At 38.6% G+C, this 19,382-nt stretch carries 11 protein-coding genes and 1 tRNA gene; 9 read left to right on the top strand and 3 right to left on the bottom strand.

What is annotated here, in order from left to right; genetic code table 11:
• Positions 1 to 78 precede the first annotated feature (78 nt).
• The 3 genes from ABWU87_RS14005 (at position 79) to ABWU87_RS14015 (ending at position 4,952) form a co-directional block, all read left to right on the top strand.
• On the top strand, positions 79 to 1,944 hold the full coding sequence (locus ABWU87_RS14005; protein WP_353331756.1) for a CocE/NonD family hydrolase: 1,866 nt from the start codon (positions 79 to 81) through the stop codon (positions 1,942 to 1,944).
• A 22-nt stretch (positions 1,945 to 1,966) separates the two neighbouring features.
• Positions 1,967 to 4,012, top strand: coding sequence for a glycoside hydrolase family 65 protein (locus ABWU87_RS14010; protein ID WP_353331758.1), 2,046 nt, complete (start codon positions 1,967 to 1,969; stop codon positions 4,010 to 4,012).
• A gap of 319 nt (positions 4,013 to 4,331) precedes the next feature.
• Entirely contained in the window at positions 4,332 to 4,952 is a 621-nt protein-coding gene (locus ABWU87_RS14015) for a hypothetical protein (protein ID WP_353331760.1), read from the top strand.
• A gap of 920 nt (positions 4,953 to 5,872) precedes the next feature.
• On the opposite strand, the gene ABWU87_RS14020 is transcribed toward ABWU87_RS14015, so the two are convergent.
• Both ABWU87_RS14020 and aroB read right to left on the bottom strand, forming a co-directional pair.
• Positions 5,873 to 5,947: transfer RNA gene (locus tag ABWU87_RS14020), tRNA-Pro, on the bottom strand.
• Between the two features lie 86 nt (positions 5,948 to 6,033).
• The gene (aroB, locus tag ABWU87_RS14025) at positions 6,034 to 7,095 is read right to left on the bottom strand and encodes a 3-dehydroquinate synthase (RefSeq protein ID WP_353331762.1); all 1,062 of its coding nucleotides are present in this window, start codon (positions 7,093 to 7,095) and stop codon (positions 6,034 to 6,036) included.
• 178 nt (positions 7,096 to 7,273) lie between these two features.
• Between aroB and ABWU87_RS14030 the strand changes: the two genes are divergently transcribed.
• Together ABWU87_RS14030 and cls are read left to right on the top strand one after the other, a co-directional pair.
• Positions 7,274 to 10,138 (top strand): outer membrane beta-barrel protein, encoded by a 2,865-nt coding sequence (locus tag ABWU87_RS14030; RefSeq protein WP_353331764.1) that lies wholly within the window; start codon positions 7,274 to 7,276, stop codon positions 10,136 to 10,138.
• Positions 10,139 to 10,223: 85 nt separating this feature from the next.
• Positions 10,224 to 11,660, top strand: a complete 1,437-nt coding sequence (gene cls, locus ABWU87_RS14035) for a cardiolipin synthase (protein WP_353331766.1) — start codon at positions 10,224 to 10,226, stop codon at positions 11,658 to 11,660.
• A gap of 4 nt (positions 11,661 to 11,664) precedes the next feature.
• On the opposite strand, the gene ABWU87_RS14040 is transcribed toward cls, so the two are convergent.
• Positions 11,665 to 12,213 carry an RsmD family RNA methyltransferase gene (locus tag ABWU87_RS14040; protein ID WP_353331768.1) on the bottom strand — a complete coding sequence of 183 codons (549 nt, stop codon included), beginning with the start codon at positions 12,211 to 12,213 and terminating at the stop codon, positions 11,665 to 11,667.
• Positions 12,214 to 12,575: 362 nt separating this feature from the next.
• Between ABWU87_RS14040 and ABWU87_RS14045 the strand changes: the two genes are divergently transcribed.
• From ABWU87_RS14045 to ABWU87_RS14060, 4 genes are all read left to right on the top strand, one after another.
• Positions 12,576 to 13,127, top strand: a complete 552-nt coding sequence (locus ABWU87_RS14045; RefSeq protein WP_353331769.1) for a sigma-70 family RNA polymerase sigma factor — start codon at positions 12,576 to 12,578, stop codon at positions 13,125 to 13,127.
• Positions 13,128 to 13,240: 113 nt separating this feature from the next.
• Positions 13,241 to 14,182, top strand: a complete 942-nt coding sequence (locus tag ABWU87_RS14050) for a FecR family protein (RefSeq protein WP_353331771.1) — start codon at positions 13,241 to 13,243, stop codon at positions 14,180 to 14,182.
• 33 nt (positions 14,183 to 14,215) lie between these two features.
• Positions 14,216 to 17,617: a TonB-dependent receptor gene (locus tag ABWU87_RS14055; protein WP_434533889.1), complete on the top strand. Its 3,402-nt coding sequence runs from the start codon at positions 14,216 to 14,218 to the stop codon at positions 17,615 to 17,617.
• A 12-nt stretch (positions 17,618 to 17,629) separates the two neighbouring features.
• On the top strand, positions 17,630 to 19,381 hold the full coding sequence (locus ABWU87_RS14060) for a RagB/SusD family nutrient uptake outer membrane protein (RefSeq protein WP_353331773.1): 1,752 nt from the start codon (positions 17,630 to 17,632) through the stop codon (positions 19,379 to 19,381).
• The last annotated feature ends 1 nt before the right edge of the window (position 19,382 follow it).

A 19,382-nucleotide genomic window follows, 5' to 3' on the forward strand; every position in this document is an offset into this window, starting at 1 on the left:
CTATTTTCAGGCTTATAGTTATCTCGATTTACATCGAAAGCTAAATTATATAAAAAGTTAAACTTAAGTTTATCAACAATGAAACAGCTTTTATTTCTATTCTTTTTTTTCTCTTGCTTAATAACTAGTCATGCTCAAGTAATCGATTCGGATTGGATTGGTAAGAATTATACCAAGAAAGAAGTCATGATTCCAATGAGAGACGGGGCCAGGCTTTACACGGCAATTTATGAACCTGTTTCAAAATCAGAGAAGCATCCGATTCTTTTTACCAGAACCCCCTACAGGGTAGGCTCTTATGGTAATGAAATGAGTTCAGATCTTTGGAATATATGGCGAAATTATTCAAAAGAAGGATATATCTTCGTTATTCAAGATGTAAGAGGGCGTTGGATGAGCGAAGGCAAGTTCGTGAATATCCGTCCGTTCAATCCAAATAAGAAAACTGCGAAGGATATAGATGAAGCGAGCGATTCGTATGATACAGTCGAGTGGCTTTTAAAAAACACCGACAACAACGGTAGGGTTGGAGTAACAGGTTCCTCTTATCTCGGATTCTATTCTGTAATGGCCGCATTGAGTAATCACCCCGCCATTTGTGCCATTTGTGCGCAAGCACCGGCTATCGATTGGTTTATGGGCGATGACATTCACCATAACGGAGCTTTTATGCTCGAAGATTCATTCGGGTTTCTTTCTTCTGTAGATCGTCCTCGTTTAGCATTGACAACAACCCAATCACAGGCTAAACCTTATTATTTGAATGATGATTATTCATTTTTTCTAAAATCGGGTTCTTTAAAGCAAATAACAAGTCTGCTGGGAGACAGTATAAAGTTCTGGAATGATGTAATGGCACATCCCAATTATGATTCCTGGTGGAAGGAACGTGATTGCCGCAGATATTGCTATAACCTGAAACCAGCCGTTTTCGTAGTGGGCGGACTGTTCGATGCCGAAGATTGTTATGGCACCTGGGGGTTATATAAAGCAATAAAGAAGCAGAGCCCTCAAACGAATCTTTCTATAATAATGGGACCTTGGTCTCATGGGCAGTGGAAGTCAAAAGAGGCCAATTCTGTAGGTAATATTGTTTTTGGCAAAGGCCTTGCAGAGTTTTATCAGAACGAAGCCGAGTTCCCGTTTTTTAATTATTACCTTAAAGAAAAAGGAAATGTGGATACCCAAAACAGAGTTCTGGTTTTCTTTTCCGGAGAGAATCAATGGAGGAAATTCACTGAATGGCCCTGCAAGCAGGTTGTTGAAACCCCGGTTTATCTAAGAGAAAAAGGAACATTAAAGTTTGCTTTGCCAACTGAAAAGAGGTCCTATACTGAATATATTTCAGACCCCTGGCATCCTGTTCCGTATTCAGAAAAGGCAAGCCGCAGCCGTAGTTCCGATTATATGACAGCCGACCAGAGGTTTGCCAGTCGTCGTCCCGACGTGATTTCATTTGAGACAGGACCTCTGACTGCAGATTTAACCCTTGGAGGGGAAATTACTGTCGACTTGAAAGTGAGCATTTCTACCACAGATGCCGATTTTGTAGTAAAGCTGATCGATGTATTCCCGGATGATTTTTCTTCCGACCCAAAGAATGCGGGAGAAAAACAGAGTAGTTTGATGGATGGCTACCAGATGCTGGTTCGTGGAGATGTGATGCGTGGGAAATTCCGGGATAGTTTTGAACGGCCTAAAGCGTTTACTCCAAATACACCGGCAACTGTGTCGTTTAAGTTGGCAGATATAGCACATACATTTAAGAAAGGACATCGCATGATGGTTCAGGTTCAGAGTTCGTGGTTCCCATTGGTGGACAGAAATCCGCAAAAGTTTGTGGATATATACCATTGTAAGGAGAGTGATTTTGTTAAATCAACAATAAAAGTATTTCATCAGAATAATTTAGCTTCAAGGCTTATTCTGCCTGTATTGAAATAGTTTACAATAAATTTAGTACAATATGAAAATTGCATTCCCAATAAAAAGAAGGATTATTTTGTCGACTCTACTTCTGTTATTAACAGTTACGCAATTGTTTGCACAGACAGACCCTTGGATAATCAAGGCGGATAAGATTGATTCGTCCAACTACTATGGAATTACAGCGGCCAATGGAATTATTGGCTTGGTCTCGTCACCCGAACCATTTAAACTGAAGAATGTGGTTCTTGCCGGAACTTACGACCTCTATAAAGGTCGAGTAAATAATTTTCTGAATAGTTTTAACTTGCTGAATATGTCATTGTGGATAGACGGAGAAGCTGTCGATGCAAAGTCGGTGAGTAATTTCAAGCAACAACTTGATATGCAGAAAGCGGCATTTACAACTGTTTTTGATTATCAGGACAGGGCTAGTGTAAGTTACACATACTATTCTCTACGTCAGCTCCCATTTTGTGTGTTGATGGATGTCAGGATAACCGCGCAAAAAGATTTAACCATTGATGCAGCGAATATTATAGAAACAACAGATGCACTCAAATCTGTGAATAAGTATCATGATAAAATCAACAGCCCACAAGGTATGATTGAATTACTGACTTCTACGGCGCAGAGTCCCACAGGGAAATTGTTACTTTGCTCCTCCACCAATATCATGTTTGCAGAAAACGATACTCAGAAACCGCAGCTTATCTATGATGGAGATGTGCATCTGATGAAATTCAGCAGAAGCATAAAAGCCGGTGAGACGTTTTCTTTCTGCATTGTAGGTTCCTCAATCTCCTCTGCTTTTACCAAAGATCCGCTTAACGAAGCAGAGCGTCTCACTATTTTTGCTCGGCTGGAAGGTCGCGACAGGTTGATTCAGGGGCATGAAAAGGCTTGGGCTAATCTCTGGAAAAGCGACATTCAGATAGAAGGAGATGAGCAGTCGCAACAAGATATTCACAGTATGCTGTATCATCTCTACTCGTTCGCCCGTGAAGGCAGTTCGTTTGCTCCTTCGCCTATGGGCTTATCAGGATTGGGGTACAACGGGCATGTGTTCTGGGATTTCGATGTCTGGATGTTTCCGGTTTACTTGGTTCTTCAACCCGAAATAGCAAAGTCTCTGATAGATTATCGTTTCGAACGTTTGGATGCAGCCAAGCGCAATGCTCTTTCACATGGGTTTAAAGGTGCTATGTATCCCTGGGAAAGCGCACTCACCGGCGAGGAAGAGACACCTGTTTTCGCCTTGACCGGCCCGTTTGAGCATCACATTACCGGGTGTGTGGCATTGGCTGTCTGGAACTATTATTGTGTAACCAAAGATAAGACTTGGTTGAAGGAAAAAGGATGGCCTATTCTTTCTGCCACTGCCGATTTCTGGGTAAGTCGTGTAGGGCAAAACGAATCGGGCAAATATGATATTAAGAACGTGGTATGCGCTGATGAATGGGCCGAGAATGTTGATAACAATGCATTTACCAATGCAGTAGCAAAAGCGAATCTGCAATATGCCACAGTTACGGCTAAATTGCTGGGCATCAAAGCAAATCCGGATTGGGAAAAGGTGGCAAAAAACATCCCGACTCTAAAAATGCCCGATGGAGTTACCAGTGAACATGCTACTTACAAAGGTGCAAAAATAAAACAGGCTGATGTTAACCTCCTGGCATATCCATTGACAGAGATAACCGATGTAGACCAGATTAAAAAAGATTTGGAATATTATAGCAAAAAGGTTCCTTATTCGGACACTCCTGCCATGACACAGGCAATCTTCTCATTGCTGAATGCCAGGTTAGGTAACAGTAAGGAATCGTACAAATGGTTTAAGGATGCTTATGAACCCAACCTGAATCCACCTTTCAGGGTGATAGCCGAAACAAAAGGAGGAAAGAACCCTTATTTTGTAACAGGTGCAGGTGGTGTTGTGCAAAGTGTGTTGATGGGTTTCGGCGGGTTGAATATTACCGATAAAGGAATTGTGCAAGTCAAATCCGTATTGCCCGAGAATTGGAAGAAGCTGACTATTACTGGTGTGGGACTTGAGAAAAAAACGTATGTGATTAGCCGGTAAGTGAATAATCATTGAACTATTCATTTTTAAGAATCAAGTCCGGACATTCTTAGTATCCGTTTTTAAGCAATGTGTACATTCTGGTGCAAAACTATCAGCACTTGGGTGTACACATTATTTTTTTTAATAAATAAAGAACAAAGATGTTCATTGCTGCTTATTCTTGCCATAGTGGGAAGGGATTAAAATAAATGAAAAATATAATCAGAAAGTTGACTGTTATTTATGATTATTTCCTTATGTTTGAAGTCGTAATTGTATTATATAATAAATATTTATATATGTGAATTTAATAATATGTATTAAATAAAGTGTGATAATGAGACTAAATCTATATTTACTAATGCTGACTTTAATGCTCAGTCAAACCATATATGCACAAAGCAAATTATGTATTGTCGATTCACTTAATAAGGATACTGTAATTCATGAATCTAACGCTAAAAAAAATACGACTGGAAAGCCCATTAAATACACTGCAAAACGTGATAAGATTGAAGGAATAAAAATGATTGGAGAAATAGAATTGACTACTGCAAATAGTTCTCGTGATTCTTGGTTAGGATATCTTGGAACAGTTGGGTACCAATTTAATTCATACGTCTATTTAGGAGGAGGAACCGGAATTACTATAGGACCATTATACCCAGATTTTTCTGAAGATGAATTAAAACAATCTGTATATATTCCGGTATTTGGAAATATACGACTAAACTTACTGAAGAATTTTAAGTACATCCCCTTTTTTGATTTAAAATCAGGTTATAGCTTAAAAATAAGCAACGGTAAAAGGGGGGAAGGATTTTACTACAGTCCGTCAATCGGAGTCAAAAGCGTAACTGGCCTTAAAAATTTTATAAATGCTGTAACTTTATCTATTGGTAACACAGTCTATAAGCGGCATTATTACTTCAACTTTAAAATGGGGCTTGAATTCTAGTACATCTTTTTTATCTAAATAGCCAGATGGGTTAATGATGGATTGACACTGATTGTTTCTTGAGTTATATAATACAATCGCGTCTGTGAGCGGAACTAATTGCGCACCCTGAAAATCTTCCGCCTTGAATTTTAAATCTGTCACCATGTTTTGCTCGTGCTCTCGCCATGTTTTTTCAATCTGTCACTATGATTATCCCAATCTCTCGGTATGTATTGCCCAATCTTACCTTATGTTTTTATTTTTATAACCCATTAAATTTAAGCTTTTTCAGAGATCGAGTTTACGGTTTCTAGGGGTAATACCGGAACCAATAGGCGAGATTCATCTTATTTTCTAAGTTACCCCTATATTATAGAACTGCATCGACCGCCTTTAGCAATGTTATCCCCCTTTCAACAAGTCAAGCCACCGTTTTCTTTTCATGCATGCAAGGGGAAAGGAGTAATCTGTCAATAAATCGATGAATTTGCCCCTGATTTCGTGTTACATATATTTATTCGGATACATTATATTTTACACTCAATCGTTTTAGTTCTAAATTGTTTGATATGAGTTATTTGCGTTGTATGTAAGTCCGTATTTAATTTATATACCCAGTTTTATCACTGTTATTACAGCAGAGTATGTGTATTATAATTATTTCTCATAAAAAATAGCTAAAAATTATCGAGCTATAATATGTTTATAATCAGAGGTGAAACATATTTTAACTCTCGTTTTGAGGTTGAGCAAGAAAAACTCCGCCTTGTTTTCTGTCTTACTATTTTATTTTTAAAGTTAGTTGGTTGATAATTAGCCACGGGGGATTTAATCTCGCCCCCTATAGATACAAAAATATGGCATAGTTCCCCGTGCTTTCATTAAAAAAGAAAAAGCACCTGCAAGAATAAACTTGCAAGTGCCTTATTTTCGGTTAGTCGGGGTGAGAAGATTCGAACTTCCGACCACACGCCCCCCAGACGCGTACTCTAACCGGGCTGAGCTACACCCCGAATTGCGGATGCAAAGTTACATAAACTTTTAAATACCCCAAATAATTAGCTGAATTTTTATTTAAAAACTTGAAGCCGAAAGGCTGTTAAAGCCCCATGCATTCGCGATAAAAGTCGAACATCTCAAAGATTTCGTCTTTTGTGGCTGATTGATTGATACATATCTCGCCCACCTCTTTGAGCAGGGTGAAGTTAATGACTCCTGCCGTATTTTTTTTATCGTGTAGCATATAGTCAAACAGCTTTTCGTAGCAGTTGCAGTCAATGCCGAAACAGCCATAGTTCTCCTTAATAAACTGAACGGTTTGTCTCAGTTTGTCGGTTGGAAATCCTGTTTTTATGGAAGATAAGTATAGTTCGCAAACAATTCCCCAAGCTACTGCATATCCATGAAGAACTGGACGGTTTTCTTCAAACGACATACTTTCAAAAGCATGTCCCACTGTGTGCCCAAGATTCAGAGCTTTGCGGATTCCTTTTTCAAACGGGTCCTGCTCCACAATATCTTCTTTTATTTTCACCGATTTGCCCACAAGCACCTTTAGCAACTGATAGTCAATTGGGTCGGAAGAAAAGTTCAGTAGTTCTGCCCAATGGTCGGCATTGCTTATCAAACCATGCTTCAGCATTTCTGCATAACCTGAGAAGAAGTTCTCCTGATCTAGCGTTTTCAGGAATTCAGTTTCAATCAATACACTGCTGGCAGGAGCAAAAGCACCGATTTCATTCTTCAGTCCGTTGAAGTTGATACCGGTTTTTCCTCCAACCGATGCGTCGACCATTGCCAGAAGGGTGGTTGGTATGTTTATGTATCTGATTCCTCTTTTGAAGGATGCTGCAGCAAATCCGCCCAGGTCGGTTGTCATTCCTCCTCCTAGATTTATCAGTAGTGAATGACGGGTAGCCCCTTGCTGGCTCAATTGTGTCCAGACATATGCCAGAGTATCCAGATTCTTATTAATATCTCCGGCAGGGATCGTAATCGAAATTGCATCATGTTTCTGTAGCAAATCCTGTATGGCAGGCAGGCAAAGAACAGCAGTATGCTTATCGGTCAGCACAAAAAGCTTGTCAAATGGTTTGCTGTTCATTGCATTGAGCAGATCTTCTGCTAGCTTTTCGCAAAGGATTACCTCTTGTTTATTCATATCCGGGGAAGTTAAGTTGGTTCTTTTTTCTTTTTATGGTCTGCAAACTTACACTAAAAACGTTGAAATGCAAAACCTTTTTTTTATTTACCGCGTAATCTCTTTACTTTTGATTAAACCTTTAATTACTTTTGTTGTCATAATAAAGACAAGTGATCTCTTATTTTAAAATATACACATGAAACACAAGTTTACATTACTTATATCCTGCTTTTTCTGCGTATTATCGCTTGAAGCACAAACTAATAGAGCTTCTGTGACTGGAAAGATAGTCGATGAAAGTACAAAAATTCCCGTAGAACAGGCTGCTGTTCGAGTGCTATCATTGCCGGACAGTACTTTTGTTACCGGAGTATCCAGTAAAAAAGACGGTTCATTTTCAATCGCATCTCTTAAAAAAGGACATTATGCATTAAAGATCTCATTTATTGGTTATACCTCAATAATAAAATCACTTCAATTGACATCGTCTAAACCTTCCGTTGCTTTAGGAGAACTCCAGATGAAAGCGGATGCGGTAATGTTGAAAGGTGCTGTGGTAACGGCAGAAGCTCCTCCAGTAACAGTCGTGCAGGATACTGTAGTTTACAATGCTTCAGCTTATCGTGTTCAGGAAGGTGCGATGCTGGAAGAACTGGTGAAGAAACTGCCTGGTGCTGAAGTTAGTACGGAAGGAAAGGTAACCATCAATGGAAAAGAGGTCAAGAAAATCATGGTAGACGGTAAAGAGTTCTTCAGTGATGACCCAAAGGTGGCAATGAAAAATTTGCCAGCAAACATGGTGGAGAATGTGAAAGCGTACGATAAGAAATCGGACCTGGCAAGGGTTACTGGTATTGACGACGGAGATGAGGAACCGGTACTTGACCTGACAGTGAAGAAAGGAATGAAAAGGGGATGGATCGGGAATCTAATCACTGGTATGGGTGATCAGAAACGATATGAAACCGGAGTAATGGCAAGCCAGTTTACCGATAATGCTCAGATTACTGTAATCGGTACTGCTAATAATACCAATAACCAGGGATTTTCCGAGTTCGGAGATGCCGGGCAGGGCATGGGAGGAAATGCTGGTGCAGGGGTTAATGCTTCTAAGTCTATAGGCCTGAACTTTGCCAAAAGCACCAATAAACTGGACCTTGGCGGTAATGTGAAATACGGACGTTCGGACAGAGATGCTGTGATGAAAAGTTCATCAGAGACAAGGGTGCTTGATAAAGATACTACATCGATTAATTATTCTAACAATAATAATTCAACCAGACGATTTAGGAATGACTTGGATGCCAATTTTCGTTTGGAATGGAAACCTGATTCCATGACAAATATTATGTTTCGTCCCAATGTAACCTATTCGAATACTGATAATTTTGCTAATGGGTACTCCACAAAATCTAATAGAAATCATGAACTTGTTAACAAAACACAGTCCAAGTCAAACAGCAATTCAGACTATTTATCACTGAGTGGAAGCCTGCAGGTCAACAGAAAGCTGAACAGTAAAGGACGCAGCATTACTTTGCGTGCGGAATATGGCTATAACAACAATGAAACAGACCAATATTCTTACTCAAATACGCTCCTGTATTTATCCAATAAAAAAATTCTTCAAGACAGATACATAGATAATACAGGTAATGGATTCAATTACCGGTTACAGGCTATCTATATTGAACCAATCTTCACCAATCGCTTTCTGCAGTTCAGATACAGCTATCAGAACAGATATTCTGCATTAAATAAATATACTTATAACCTCGACACTCTTACTAACCGCTATTCTGATATATATGATGAGTCGCAAAGTAATGTAGTGAGTAATCGGTATGCAACAAATCAGTTTGAGGTTTCATTAAGAACGATTCGCCCTAAATACATGTATAATATAGGAATCAGTCTGGAGCCTCAGTCTTCAAAGAGTAAAACTGCAATTGGACCAAACAAGAAGGATAATCCACTGAGTCAAAATGTGGTTAATTTCTCTCCAACCATAGATTTTCATTATCGTTTCTCAAAACAGAAGCAACTCCGGTTTATGTATAGGGGAAGAAGCACGTCACCTAGCATCGAAAACCTCCAACCGATAATTGATAAGACAGATACGCTTAATATAAGACTGGGTAACCCAAACTTAAAACCCTCTTATTCCAACCGGTTCATGCTTTTCTTCAATAATTTTATGCAAGAAAGTCAGCGAAGCATAACGGCAAATCTATTTTTCAATAATACCATAAACAGTGTGGCCAGCCGAATGAGTTATGAAGAATCAACAGGTATTACAAAGACATATCTTGAAAATGTAAATGGTAACTGGAATACTCAGGGGTTTTTAACGTTCAGTTCTCCCTTGAAAAATAGAAAGTTTACCATTAGTACCACCTCGAATGCATCATTTAGCAATATAGTAAGTTTTACTAGTCTTGCCAAAAGAGACTCTGTATACACTGAACCACAGAAGAGTACCACTCAAAATTTGAATCTGGGGCAGCGTATGACGGGTAATTTTCGTTGCGATCTATTCGACCTGAGTCTTAACGCGGGTATCAGATATTCACTTGTAAAGAACAACAAACAAAAAGATAGCAATCGAGAAACGTTTGATTATACTTTCGGAGGGAATACAAACATAAATCTTCCATGGAATGTGTACCTTTCGTCGGATGTGAATTGCAATATCAGAAGCGGATACTCAGATGGATATAAAAAGGAAATAACAATCTGGAATGCGCAGCTTTCCAAAACTTTCCTTAGAAATAACCGTGCTACGCTCCGTTTTAAAATATATGATATCCTGCATCAACAAAGTAGTCTGACACGTACAATTGATGGAACCATGATACAAGACACTGAATACAACACTTTAGGCAGTTACTTTATGGTTCATTTCGTTTACAGGTTTAATACTCTGGGCGGTAAAGCTCCATCCAGACGTGGTGGATTTGATAGGCACGGTCCTGAAGATGGTCCCCGGGAAAGACCCCGTGGTGGCGACAGGCCCGGTGGCGGTGGATTCCCCGGTGGCGGTGGCCCCGGTATGATGTAATACCTCATTCTTTTTTGTTTAGATGCTGTGATTTGCATAATTTTGTTTATTTTTGCTAATCATGGAATGATAAGAGATTGAAAGTATGGAGTGGAGTAGCATCTTTAATAGTATTTTTTCAGTAACTTATAATATTCTTTATTTTGGGGTGATTATCGGAATGATTATTATCATTATTCTCGATAATCGCAACCCGGTAAAGACCATGGCTTGGGTATTGGTTCTTGCCTTTCTTCCGTATGTGGGCATTGTATTCTATTTCTTCTTCGGACGAAGTACCCGTCGGGAAAAAATTATCAGCAAAAAGAGTTTTAATAGACTGATGAAAAAGCCGATGGCTGAATTCGTAGCTCAGGAGTCATATGATTTACCTGCTGATCAGTACCAGGTGGCTCAACTTTTCCGTAACACCAATCAAGCTCTTCCTTTTGAAGGTAACCAGTTGGGGATATATACTGATGGTTATTCAATGATTCAGTCCCTTGTCAAAGAACTGATGCAGGCAAAAAGCCATATCCATATGGAGTTCTACATTTTTGAGAACGATCCGATAGGACGTTTAATGCGCGACGTTCTCATAGACAAAGCACGTCAGGGAGTTGAAGTCCGTTTGATATACGATGATGTGGGGTGCTGGCATGTACCAAACCGTTTTTTTGAAGAAATGATTGAAGCGGGCATCGATGCAAGAGCTTTCCTTAAAGTCCGCTTCCCGTTGTTTACCAGTAAAGTGAATTACCGTAATCACCGTAAAATTGTTGTTATTGACGGGAAAGTAGGATTTGTTGGTGGCATGAATATTGCCTTACGATACATCAGAGGCTTTGACTGGGGAATATGGAGAGACACACATTTGATGGCTAAAGGAAAAGCCGTGCACGGATTGCAGACAGCTTTTCTACTGGACTGGTATTTTGTGAATCAGACCTTGCTGACTTCCAATAAATTTTTCCCGGTAATAGAATCTTCAGGAAATTCCCTAGTTCAGGTGGTTACGAGTGATCCGATTGCGGAATGGAAAGAAATTATGCAGGGATTATGCCTGGCCATCAGCAGTGCCAAAAAATATTTCTATATACAAACGCCTTATTTCCTACCGACAGAACCGATACTTGCATCATTGCAAACAGCCGCGCTGGCAGGAGTGGACATCCGGTTGATGATTCCACAGAAGGCAGATGCTGTGATTACCCATTTGGCAACTTGTTCTTATCTGAAAGATGTGATGAAGGCAGGTGTGAAGGTTTTCCTTTACCAGAAAGGATTTCTCCACTCTAAGCTGATGGTTTCGGATGATGCACTTTCAACAGTCGGTTCCACCAACATGGATTTTCGTAGTTTTGAGCACAACTTTGAGGTGAACGCTTTTATGTACGATGAACCGACTGCAATACGCCTGAAAGAGATCTTCTTTCAGGATCAACGCGATTGCATTCCTTTGTATCTTAAAAACTGGGAAAAGCGCTCAAAAAAACAAAAAGTGAAGGAATCGGTTGTTCGGATACTAAGTCCGATGCTTTAAATGGCTATTCCTCTTTGTTTGAGAAAATAGAGAAATTCACGCTACCATAAACACGTCGTTCCAGAAAGTGTGGATCATCTTCGAAATTGTTCTCCTTTCCATGCTCCAGCACCAGTATTCCATCATCTTTTAATAGTCCTTTTTCAAATATAATGCGAGGAATGTCATTTAGATTGGGTAATGCGTAAGGAGGATCTGCAAAAATAAGATCAAACTTCTCACGAGATGAACCGATAAATTTGAATACGTCGCCGCGGATGGGAATACATTTGTCAGTCTTCACTGTTTCCATCACCTTGCATATAAATGCATAATGAGCAGGGTCTTTCTCTACGGAGATAACCTTGTCGCATCCGCGTGAAACCAACTCGATGCTGATGCTACCGGTTCCGGCAAAGAGATCGAGCGCTGTAATGCCTTCCTCAAAATCTACGTAATTATTGCAAAGAACATTGAAAATGTTTTCTTTAGCAAAATCGGTAGTTGGCCTTGCCTTGAACGACTTAGGCACATCAAACCTTCTTCTTTTATATATTCCGCTTATAACTCGCATAAGTGTGTTAATTGTTGTATTTAACAGTTTTGAGATGATTTCCTCTTTGGCACAAAGGTATATATAATTTTTTTATATTCTGAATCACTCATTCGCTTTTCATTTTTAGTTTAATGGATATTCCGAATTATTAGATTCTTGGTTTATATTCGTTAGTTCTGAATTCGTTTTATACTGATTTTATTATTTCTAGGCAGACTACATTTGTTGAATAGCCGATTTTAGATTCATTACAGTGTTTTGAAATTCCTTTTTAACATAGCTAACATTTAGATTAAATATTAAAAGATTTAGCTGAAAAAGTTTTGTTCCTTTCACATAATTTTCGAATTTTACACCCGCGCTGTTAATTGAGAATCGTTATGGATGAAACATTTTTAGTACGACAATTAAAAGAAGGAAATCAACTTGCATTCAATAATCTTTATAAGATTTATAGTGCAAAAGCATTTGCATTGTCATTTAAATACCTTTGCAATAAAGAACTTGCTGAGGATGCAGTTCAGAATCTATTTATGAAAATATGGATCAAGCGTGAAGATTTGGATGAAGATAAACCAATCAACCGATTCATTTTTACTGTCCTGAAGAATGACTTGTTGAATATCCTACGCGATACTAAGAATGATATATTTGTACTTGATGATTGTCTGGAATTTCTTAATTATCTTGATGAAGAGACAAGCTACCAGGAATTAGAGCAGGAACAATTTGAAATGATACATAAAGCCATCGAGCAATTATCTCCTCAAAGGAAAAAAATCTTCGCCATGAAGATATCCGGTAAATACTCTAATCAGGAGATTGCCGATTTACTCCATTTATCTGTTAATACCATTAAGTTTCAATATTGCCAGTCAATAAAGCAGATTAAAACATTGATTAGAGAATATGCAATTATGCTTCTGATGTAATAGCAAAGATAAATAGCCACATTTTATATCTTTCCTTATTTTTTTAAAAAAAATCATTTTTCATATAATACTTTTTGCCGGGCACTGTGTATTATATAAAAATGGTTAATCATATGCATATTAAGAATACACACAAAAATGCAGACCCGGAAATTATTAATTATATTTCTGAGCACATAGACAATGATATTGATTGTTTACTGGAAGATAAGCCATTGAACATGGGTGATCGTAAAGTTCCAGAGTTCGATGAATACAAAGTATATCAGAATATACTTAATGAAGTAAACAAAAGAAAGAAACGGAAAATTTGGCCGGCTGTCAGATGGGCTTGCGCAATTGCATTACTTCTGTTCAACATCAGTTACTTTACTTATCAATATGTGATAGACTATAAACCAGTTTATCAGGAGGTTTATGCATCAAAAGGAGAAAAACTTGTAGTTCTCTTAGCCGATGGAAGCCGTGTGTGGTTAAATGCTGATTCAAAACTAGTTTATCCGGATAAATTTGGAGGAGATGAACGAAAAGTATCACTTGTCGGAGAAGCCTATTTTGAAATCAAGAAGAATTCGAAAATGCCTTTCATCGTATCGGCCGATGAGATGCGAATAAAGGTTACCGGAACAAAATTTAATGTTTCAGCTTATCCTTCTGACAAAGATATTACAGCTACACTCGACGAAGGAAAAATAAGCATTGGCTCCAGTCAAAATAATTCTTCTTTGCTTGAAATGTTTCCGGGACAGACTGCTGTTTATGAAAGAGAGAGTAATAAATGCAAAATCAGAACGAATGAATACTACAAGGAGGATTCCAACTGGAAAGAGAATCGCCTGGCGTTCCGGAATACGTCGTTGCAGGATGTGCTGAATGTGCTTTCCAGACAGTTTAACGTAACATTCAGTGTGAATGATACACAAATAAAATCCTTCACTTATACTTTCGTCTCTAAGAATAATGATCTTGGTAATATTTTGGAAACAATTGAATCTATTACGCCTGTTCAATTTAAGAAAACTTCGGACGGAGTGTATATAGCCAGAAGAAAATGAGAATAAACTAATCAATAAATAAAAATCTATTTTATGAGAAAAAAACAACAGTTTTCATTTGCCAGAAAATGGCTAATGATTGGCGCTATATGTTTTAGCATTCCCATTGCAGCATATTCGCAACAACAGAAAGTTTCAGCAAATATTCACAATCGAACCTTAAAAGAGGCTATCCAGCTGCTTAGTAAGCAAACTTCAATGAACGTTGCTTATAGTAAAGAATTTGTTGATACAGATAAAAATGTCAATCTTAAAGTAAAGAATGTAACATTGGAAGAGGCTTTAAACCTACTCCTGAAAAACACAAATATAGGGTTTCGTTTCCTTGATAATAGCATTCTTCTTTTTAATAAGAATGAACAAAAATCTCCTGTAAAAACTGAAAAAAAAGAGATATCAATACATGGTAAAGTCGTAGATAAGGCTACCGGAGAGCCCATTATAGGTTCAACTGTTGGAGTGGCTGGCATGTCAGCATGTACAATAACCGACGTAAATGGAGACTACTCACTCAAAGTTGCCGAAGGGAGCACCTTGCTTTTCTCTTTTATAGGTTATACAGAGGCCAGGCACGTTGTTAATCGTTCAGGATCTCTCGATATAGCACTAACAGAAAATACAGTTCAGCTAAACGATGTAGTGGTTGTTGGTTATGGAGTTCAAAAGAAGGTAAATCTGACGGGAGCTGTGGCAGCAGTAAAAGGCAGTGAACTGGAAAACCGCCCGATAACAAATGCCACTTCCGGATTACAAGGTTTATTACCTGGTGTAACTATTACCAATAACAGTGGCCAGCCGGGAGCAAATTCAACTTCTATAATTGTTCGTGGTATAAGCACGATTAATAGCAATACTTCACCATTAATTCTTATAGACGGTGTTGCTGGTGGTGATATTAACCTGATTAACCCTGATGATATTGAATCTGTTTCGGTTTTAAAGGATGCAGCATCATCTTCTATTTATGGTGCCAGAGCAGCGAATGGGGTTATTCTTATTACTACCAAGCAAGGGGCTAAAAAGGATAAAACTACTGTTAGTTATAGTGGTTATGTTGGTTTTCAGTCTCCAACTTCTTTACCCGAGTTAGTGAATGGTAGAGAATATATGGATCTGGAAAATGAAGCCCGTCTGGCTGCCGGCTTCGGTAAAGTTTATCAAGAAGATGCCTACAATGATTATGATAATGGTACTGATCCGAATAACTATTCCAACACCAATTGGATTGATGCAATTTACAAGAAGAGAGCTCTACAAACCAATCATAACATTAGCGTGAAAGGTGGTACAGAGAAAGCATCTTATTTCATGTCATATGGTTATCTTGACCAGGAAGGCTTGATCGTTGGAGATGGATATAATTCAAAAAGACACAATGCCCGTATTAATGTGGATACCGAGGCTTTCAACCGGTTGAAACTGAATGCCAATGTCAGCTTTGTGGATTATTATCGCAACGATTGTGGCGGAAGCGGAACTTCTGGTGTATTTCGTCTGGCACAACGTATATCTCCACTTATCCCAATCTATTGGAAAAAGCAGGCAGATGATGGAACATGGGTTGACTCGGATGTTTTTTCGAGCGCTTCAGTAAAGAATCCGGTTGATGTTGCTTATAACTCTGGATATAGTAAAAGAAATTCCAGAACGTTAAACGGTATTATGAATGCTTCTCTGAAAATTATCGAAGGATTAAATATTAGTGGACAATATGCAGCAAACTATTATGTGAGAGACATCAATAGTTGGTCTCCCAAAATGCCTAAGTATTTTTCAGATTTTACTGAAGATCCTGGAAATATTAACCTGAAAAACCAAGTATCAAAATCATATTTCAATACTTTGACTCAGACTTTGAATGCTCAGATTAACTATGATGCCTCACTGGGTAAACATCATTTCAAAACTTTGGCTGGTTTTTCTCAGGAATGGTCATACACAAACACACTTTCAGCTTCTCGTAAACAGGTTTTGCTGGACGGAGTAGAAGTGATTGACGGAGGAACGGAAGATATCATTAATGGAGGAACAGCATACGACTGGGCACTTCGCTCATATTTTGGACGTATTAACTATGATTTTGCTGAAAAATACCTGTTCGAAGCAAATATCCGTGCAGATGGAACTTCTCGTTTCGCTCCCGAAAACCGTTGGGGATACTTTCCGTCTTTTTCTGCCGGATGGCGTTTTACAGAAGAAGAGTTCATGAAGTTTGTAAAACCTGTGATGGATTCTGGTAAAATCCGTGTTTCATGGGGAGAGCTGGGTAACCAGAATATCAGTGATGATTATTATCCTTATCTCACAGCAATTGAGCAGGTAGATAAAGCTTATCCTATAGGTAATCAGTCGAATGTGGGATATAAACAAACGTTCTTTGGTAATTCTAAGATAAAATGGGAGACTATTCGCATGTTCAATGTCGGAGTTGATTTTACTTTTTTCGGGAATCGTCTGAATGCAACGTTTGATTGGTACAAGAAAGAAAATATTGATGCTTTGGTACGTCCCATTTATCCATCATTGATAGGTATTGCAAGTACAAGCCATTTGCCATTAGAGAATATTGGGGCAATTGAGAATAAAGGTTGGGAGTTGTCATTGGCATGGCGTGACAGGGTAGGAGATATTACTTATTCTGCAATGTTTAACATCTTCGATTCACGCAATAAGATAACCGATCTGGGAAACAGTGCACCGATACTTGAAAACAATCTGCGTAGAGTAGGTAGCCCGATTAATGCTTATTACGGATACCTGACTGATGGGCTAGTTCAGATTTCTGATTTTGAAGGACAAAATGAACAGGGGAAATATATCAATCCTAAATTTGCAATGATGAGTGCCTATACAAACATCATTCAGCCGGGTGATGTAAAATATCGTGATATCAGCGGAAAAGATGGAGTACCTGATGGAATAATTGATAATTATGATAAAGTGGAATTTGGTGACCCATATCCAAGATATAATTATTCATTCAAAGGTGATATAGGATGGAAAGGGTTCGACCTCTCCTTTTATTTGCAGGGAGTTGGAAAAGTTAGCGGATATCTGACTGAAGAGGCGCGTCATTGTTTTATTAATGATTACTCTGTTCCAAAAAAATCGCATCTGGACCGTTGGACTCCCAACAATCCCGGCGCAAGTTATCCGAGAATGTACTATGCTCAGACACACAATATGGAGTTTTCGGATTATTGGCTAGAAGATGCCTCTTATCTGAGACTGAAGAATCTTCAGGTAGGATATTCGTTTCCGAAGTCAATGCTGAAAAAAATGCAAATCAGTAAATTAAGAGCTTATATTTCTATGGATAACCTGTTCACCATAACCAACTATTTCAGTGGATTTGATCCTGAAGTACGTGAAACAGCTGGTGATGCATATCCTCAGGTAAAAACGTATGTTCTTGGTTTAAATGTTACATTCTAATCTTATCACACAATGAAAAAATTAATAAGTAAACAATATTATATAGTGCTGCTAAGTACCCTACTTTTGTCAGCCTCATCCTGCAATGATAGTTTCCTGGATAAATATCCCTATGACCAGGTAACACATGCAACTTATTGGAAATCAGAAGAACAGTTAAAGAAAGCTCTTTATCCCTGTTACGAAGGGCTGCGTTATGACCAGATTATCAATATGGGAGAAGCTTGCGCAGATAATGTTGTATGGGGTGCTGTTACATCCGGACTGAATAAAGTATCTGGAGGAAAACATACAGCTTTGGATAGTTTTCCTTTCTACACATATTGGTCTAATATATATGAGAACATCTTTAATTGTAACAACTTTTTGGACCATTATAATGAGGCTAAAATACCTCAGGATGTAAAGGATGTATACGCAGCTGAAGTAAAGGTGATCCGTGCACTGCAATACTTCTGGCTGACTTCATTGTGGAGAGATGTTCCGATGCTTGATCATGTGGTTACTCCAGATGAGGCTTATTTGCCTCAAACAAAAAAGGATGTGATCATTGACTGGATTATGAAAGACCTTGACTGGGCTGCAGAGAAATTAGGAAAAAATATTCAGAAAGGAGAAAACGTTGGTCGTATAGACCGTTGGGGTGCTTTAGCTATGAAGGCGCGTATTGCTTTACAAAACGAAATGTGGGATGTAGCAGCAACTGCAGCTAAGGAAATAATGGATAACAGTCCTTACGGATTGTGGGATTATGAGAAAGTGTATCATCTGGAAGGAAACTCAGAAACAAATCCGGCCAACAATGAAGCAATCATTTTCAGTCTTTATAAAGATCAGGTTCGTATGAACAATCTGACCAATTATACCTGTAATCCGGATGACTATATGAGATTGAATCCAGGAAAAACATTGGTTGATTCTTACTTATGTATTGATGGCAAACCTGCTGTAACCGGACTGGAATATTATAAAAGGACTGATGTTACGACTTCATCTCTTTACACTTATCCGGAACAACATTATGCAGATTATTTTAAGAACAGAGATCCTCGTATGCATATGACACTTTATTGTCCGGGAGATCAATGGCCGGGAGGTGATGATGGCGATTTAGATAAAGTTGCCAACCCAATATTACAGTTGCCTCGTTTTGAACCACTACAACGCGACCGTAGAGGAGCTAATAGTCGTACAGGATTTTATTTCAAAAAATACAATTCTCCATCTCTTGCCGGGCAGGTTGATAAGGACCATAATAACATTAATGTAATCCGTTATCCTGAAGTGTTGCTTATTTACGCAGAAGCCATGTTCAATAAGCAGGGAAAAACATTGACTCAGGAACAGATTGATATCACAATCAACAAGCTGCGTAACCGGGTTGGTATGCACCCAATGAAACTGGATGAACTGAAAGCATGGAATCTTGATCTAGAAACTGAAATAAGGCGTGAACGTCGTATAGAAATGTCGTTTGATGGCATGCGCTATTTTGATATCCTTCGTTGGAAAGAAGGTTTCCGTTTTGGTCGTGCTATTACAGGACCTAGCTTACGTGTATGTTTGAATGATCTGGGAAAAACTCCTTATGTAGATGGTAATGGCAATCCGATTGTTGATGAATTCGGAGATATTGTCTTTGATGCTTCTACTGCAGAAGGTGGTGCCCGCAATTTCGATCCCAAGAAACATTACATATGGCCTATACCTGATAAAGAAATGACAAAGAACCCGAATTTGAAACAAAACCCTGAGTGGTTATAAA

The organism is Bacteroides sedimenti, assembly GCF_040365225.1.
Lineage (GTDB): Bacteria > Bacteroidota > Bacteroidia > Bacteroidales > Bacteroidaceae > Bacteroides > Bacteroides sedimenti.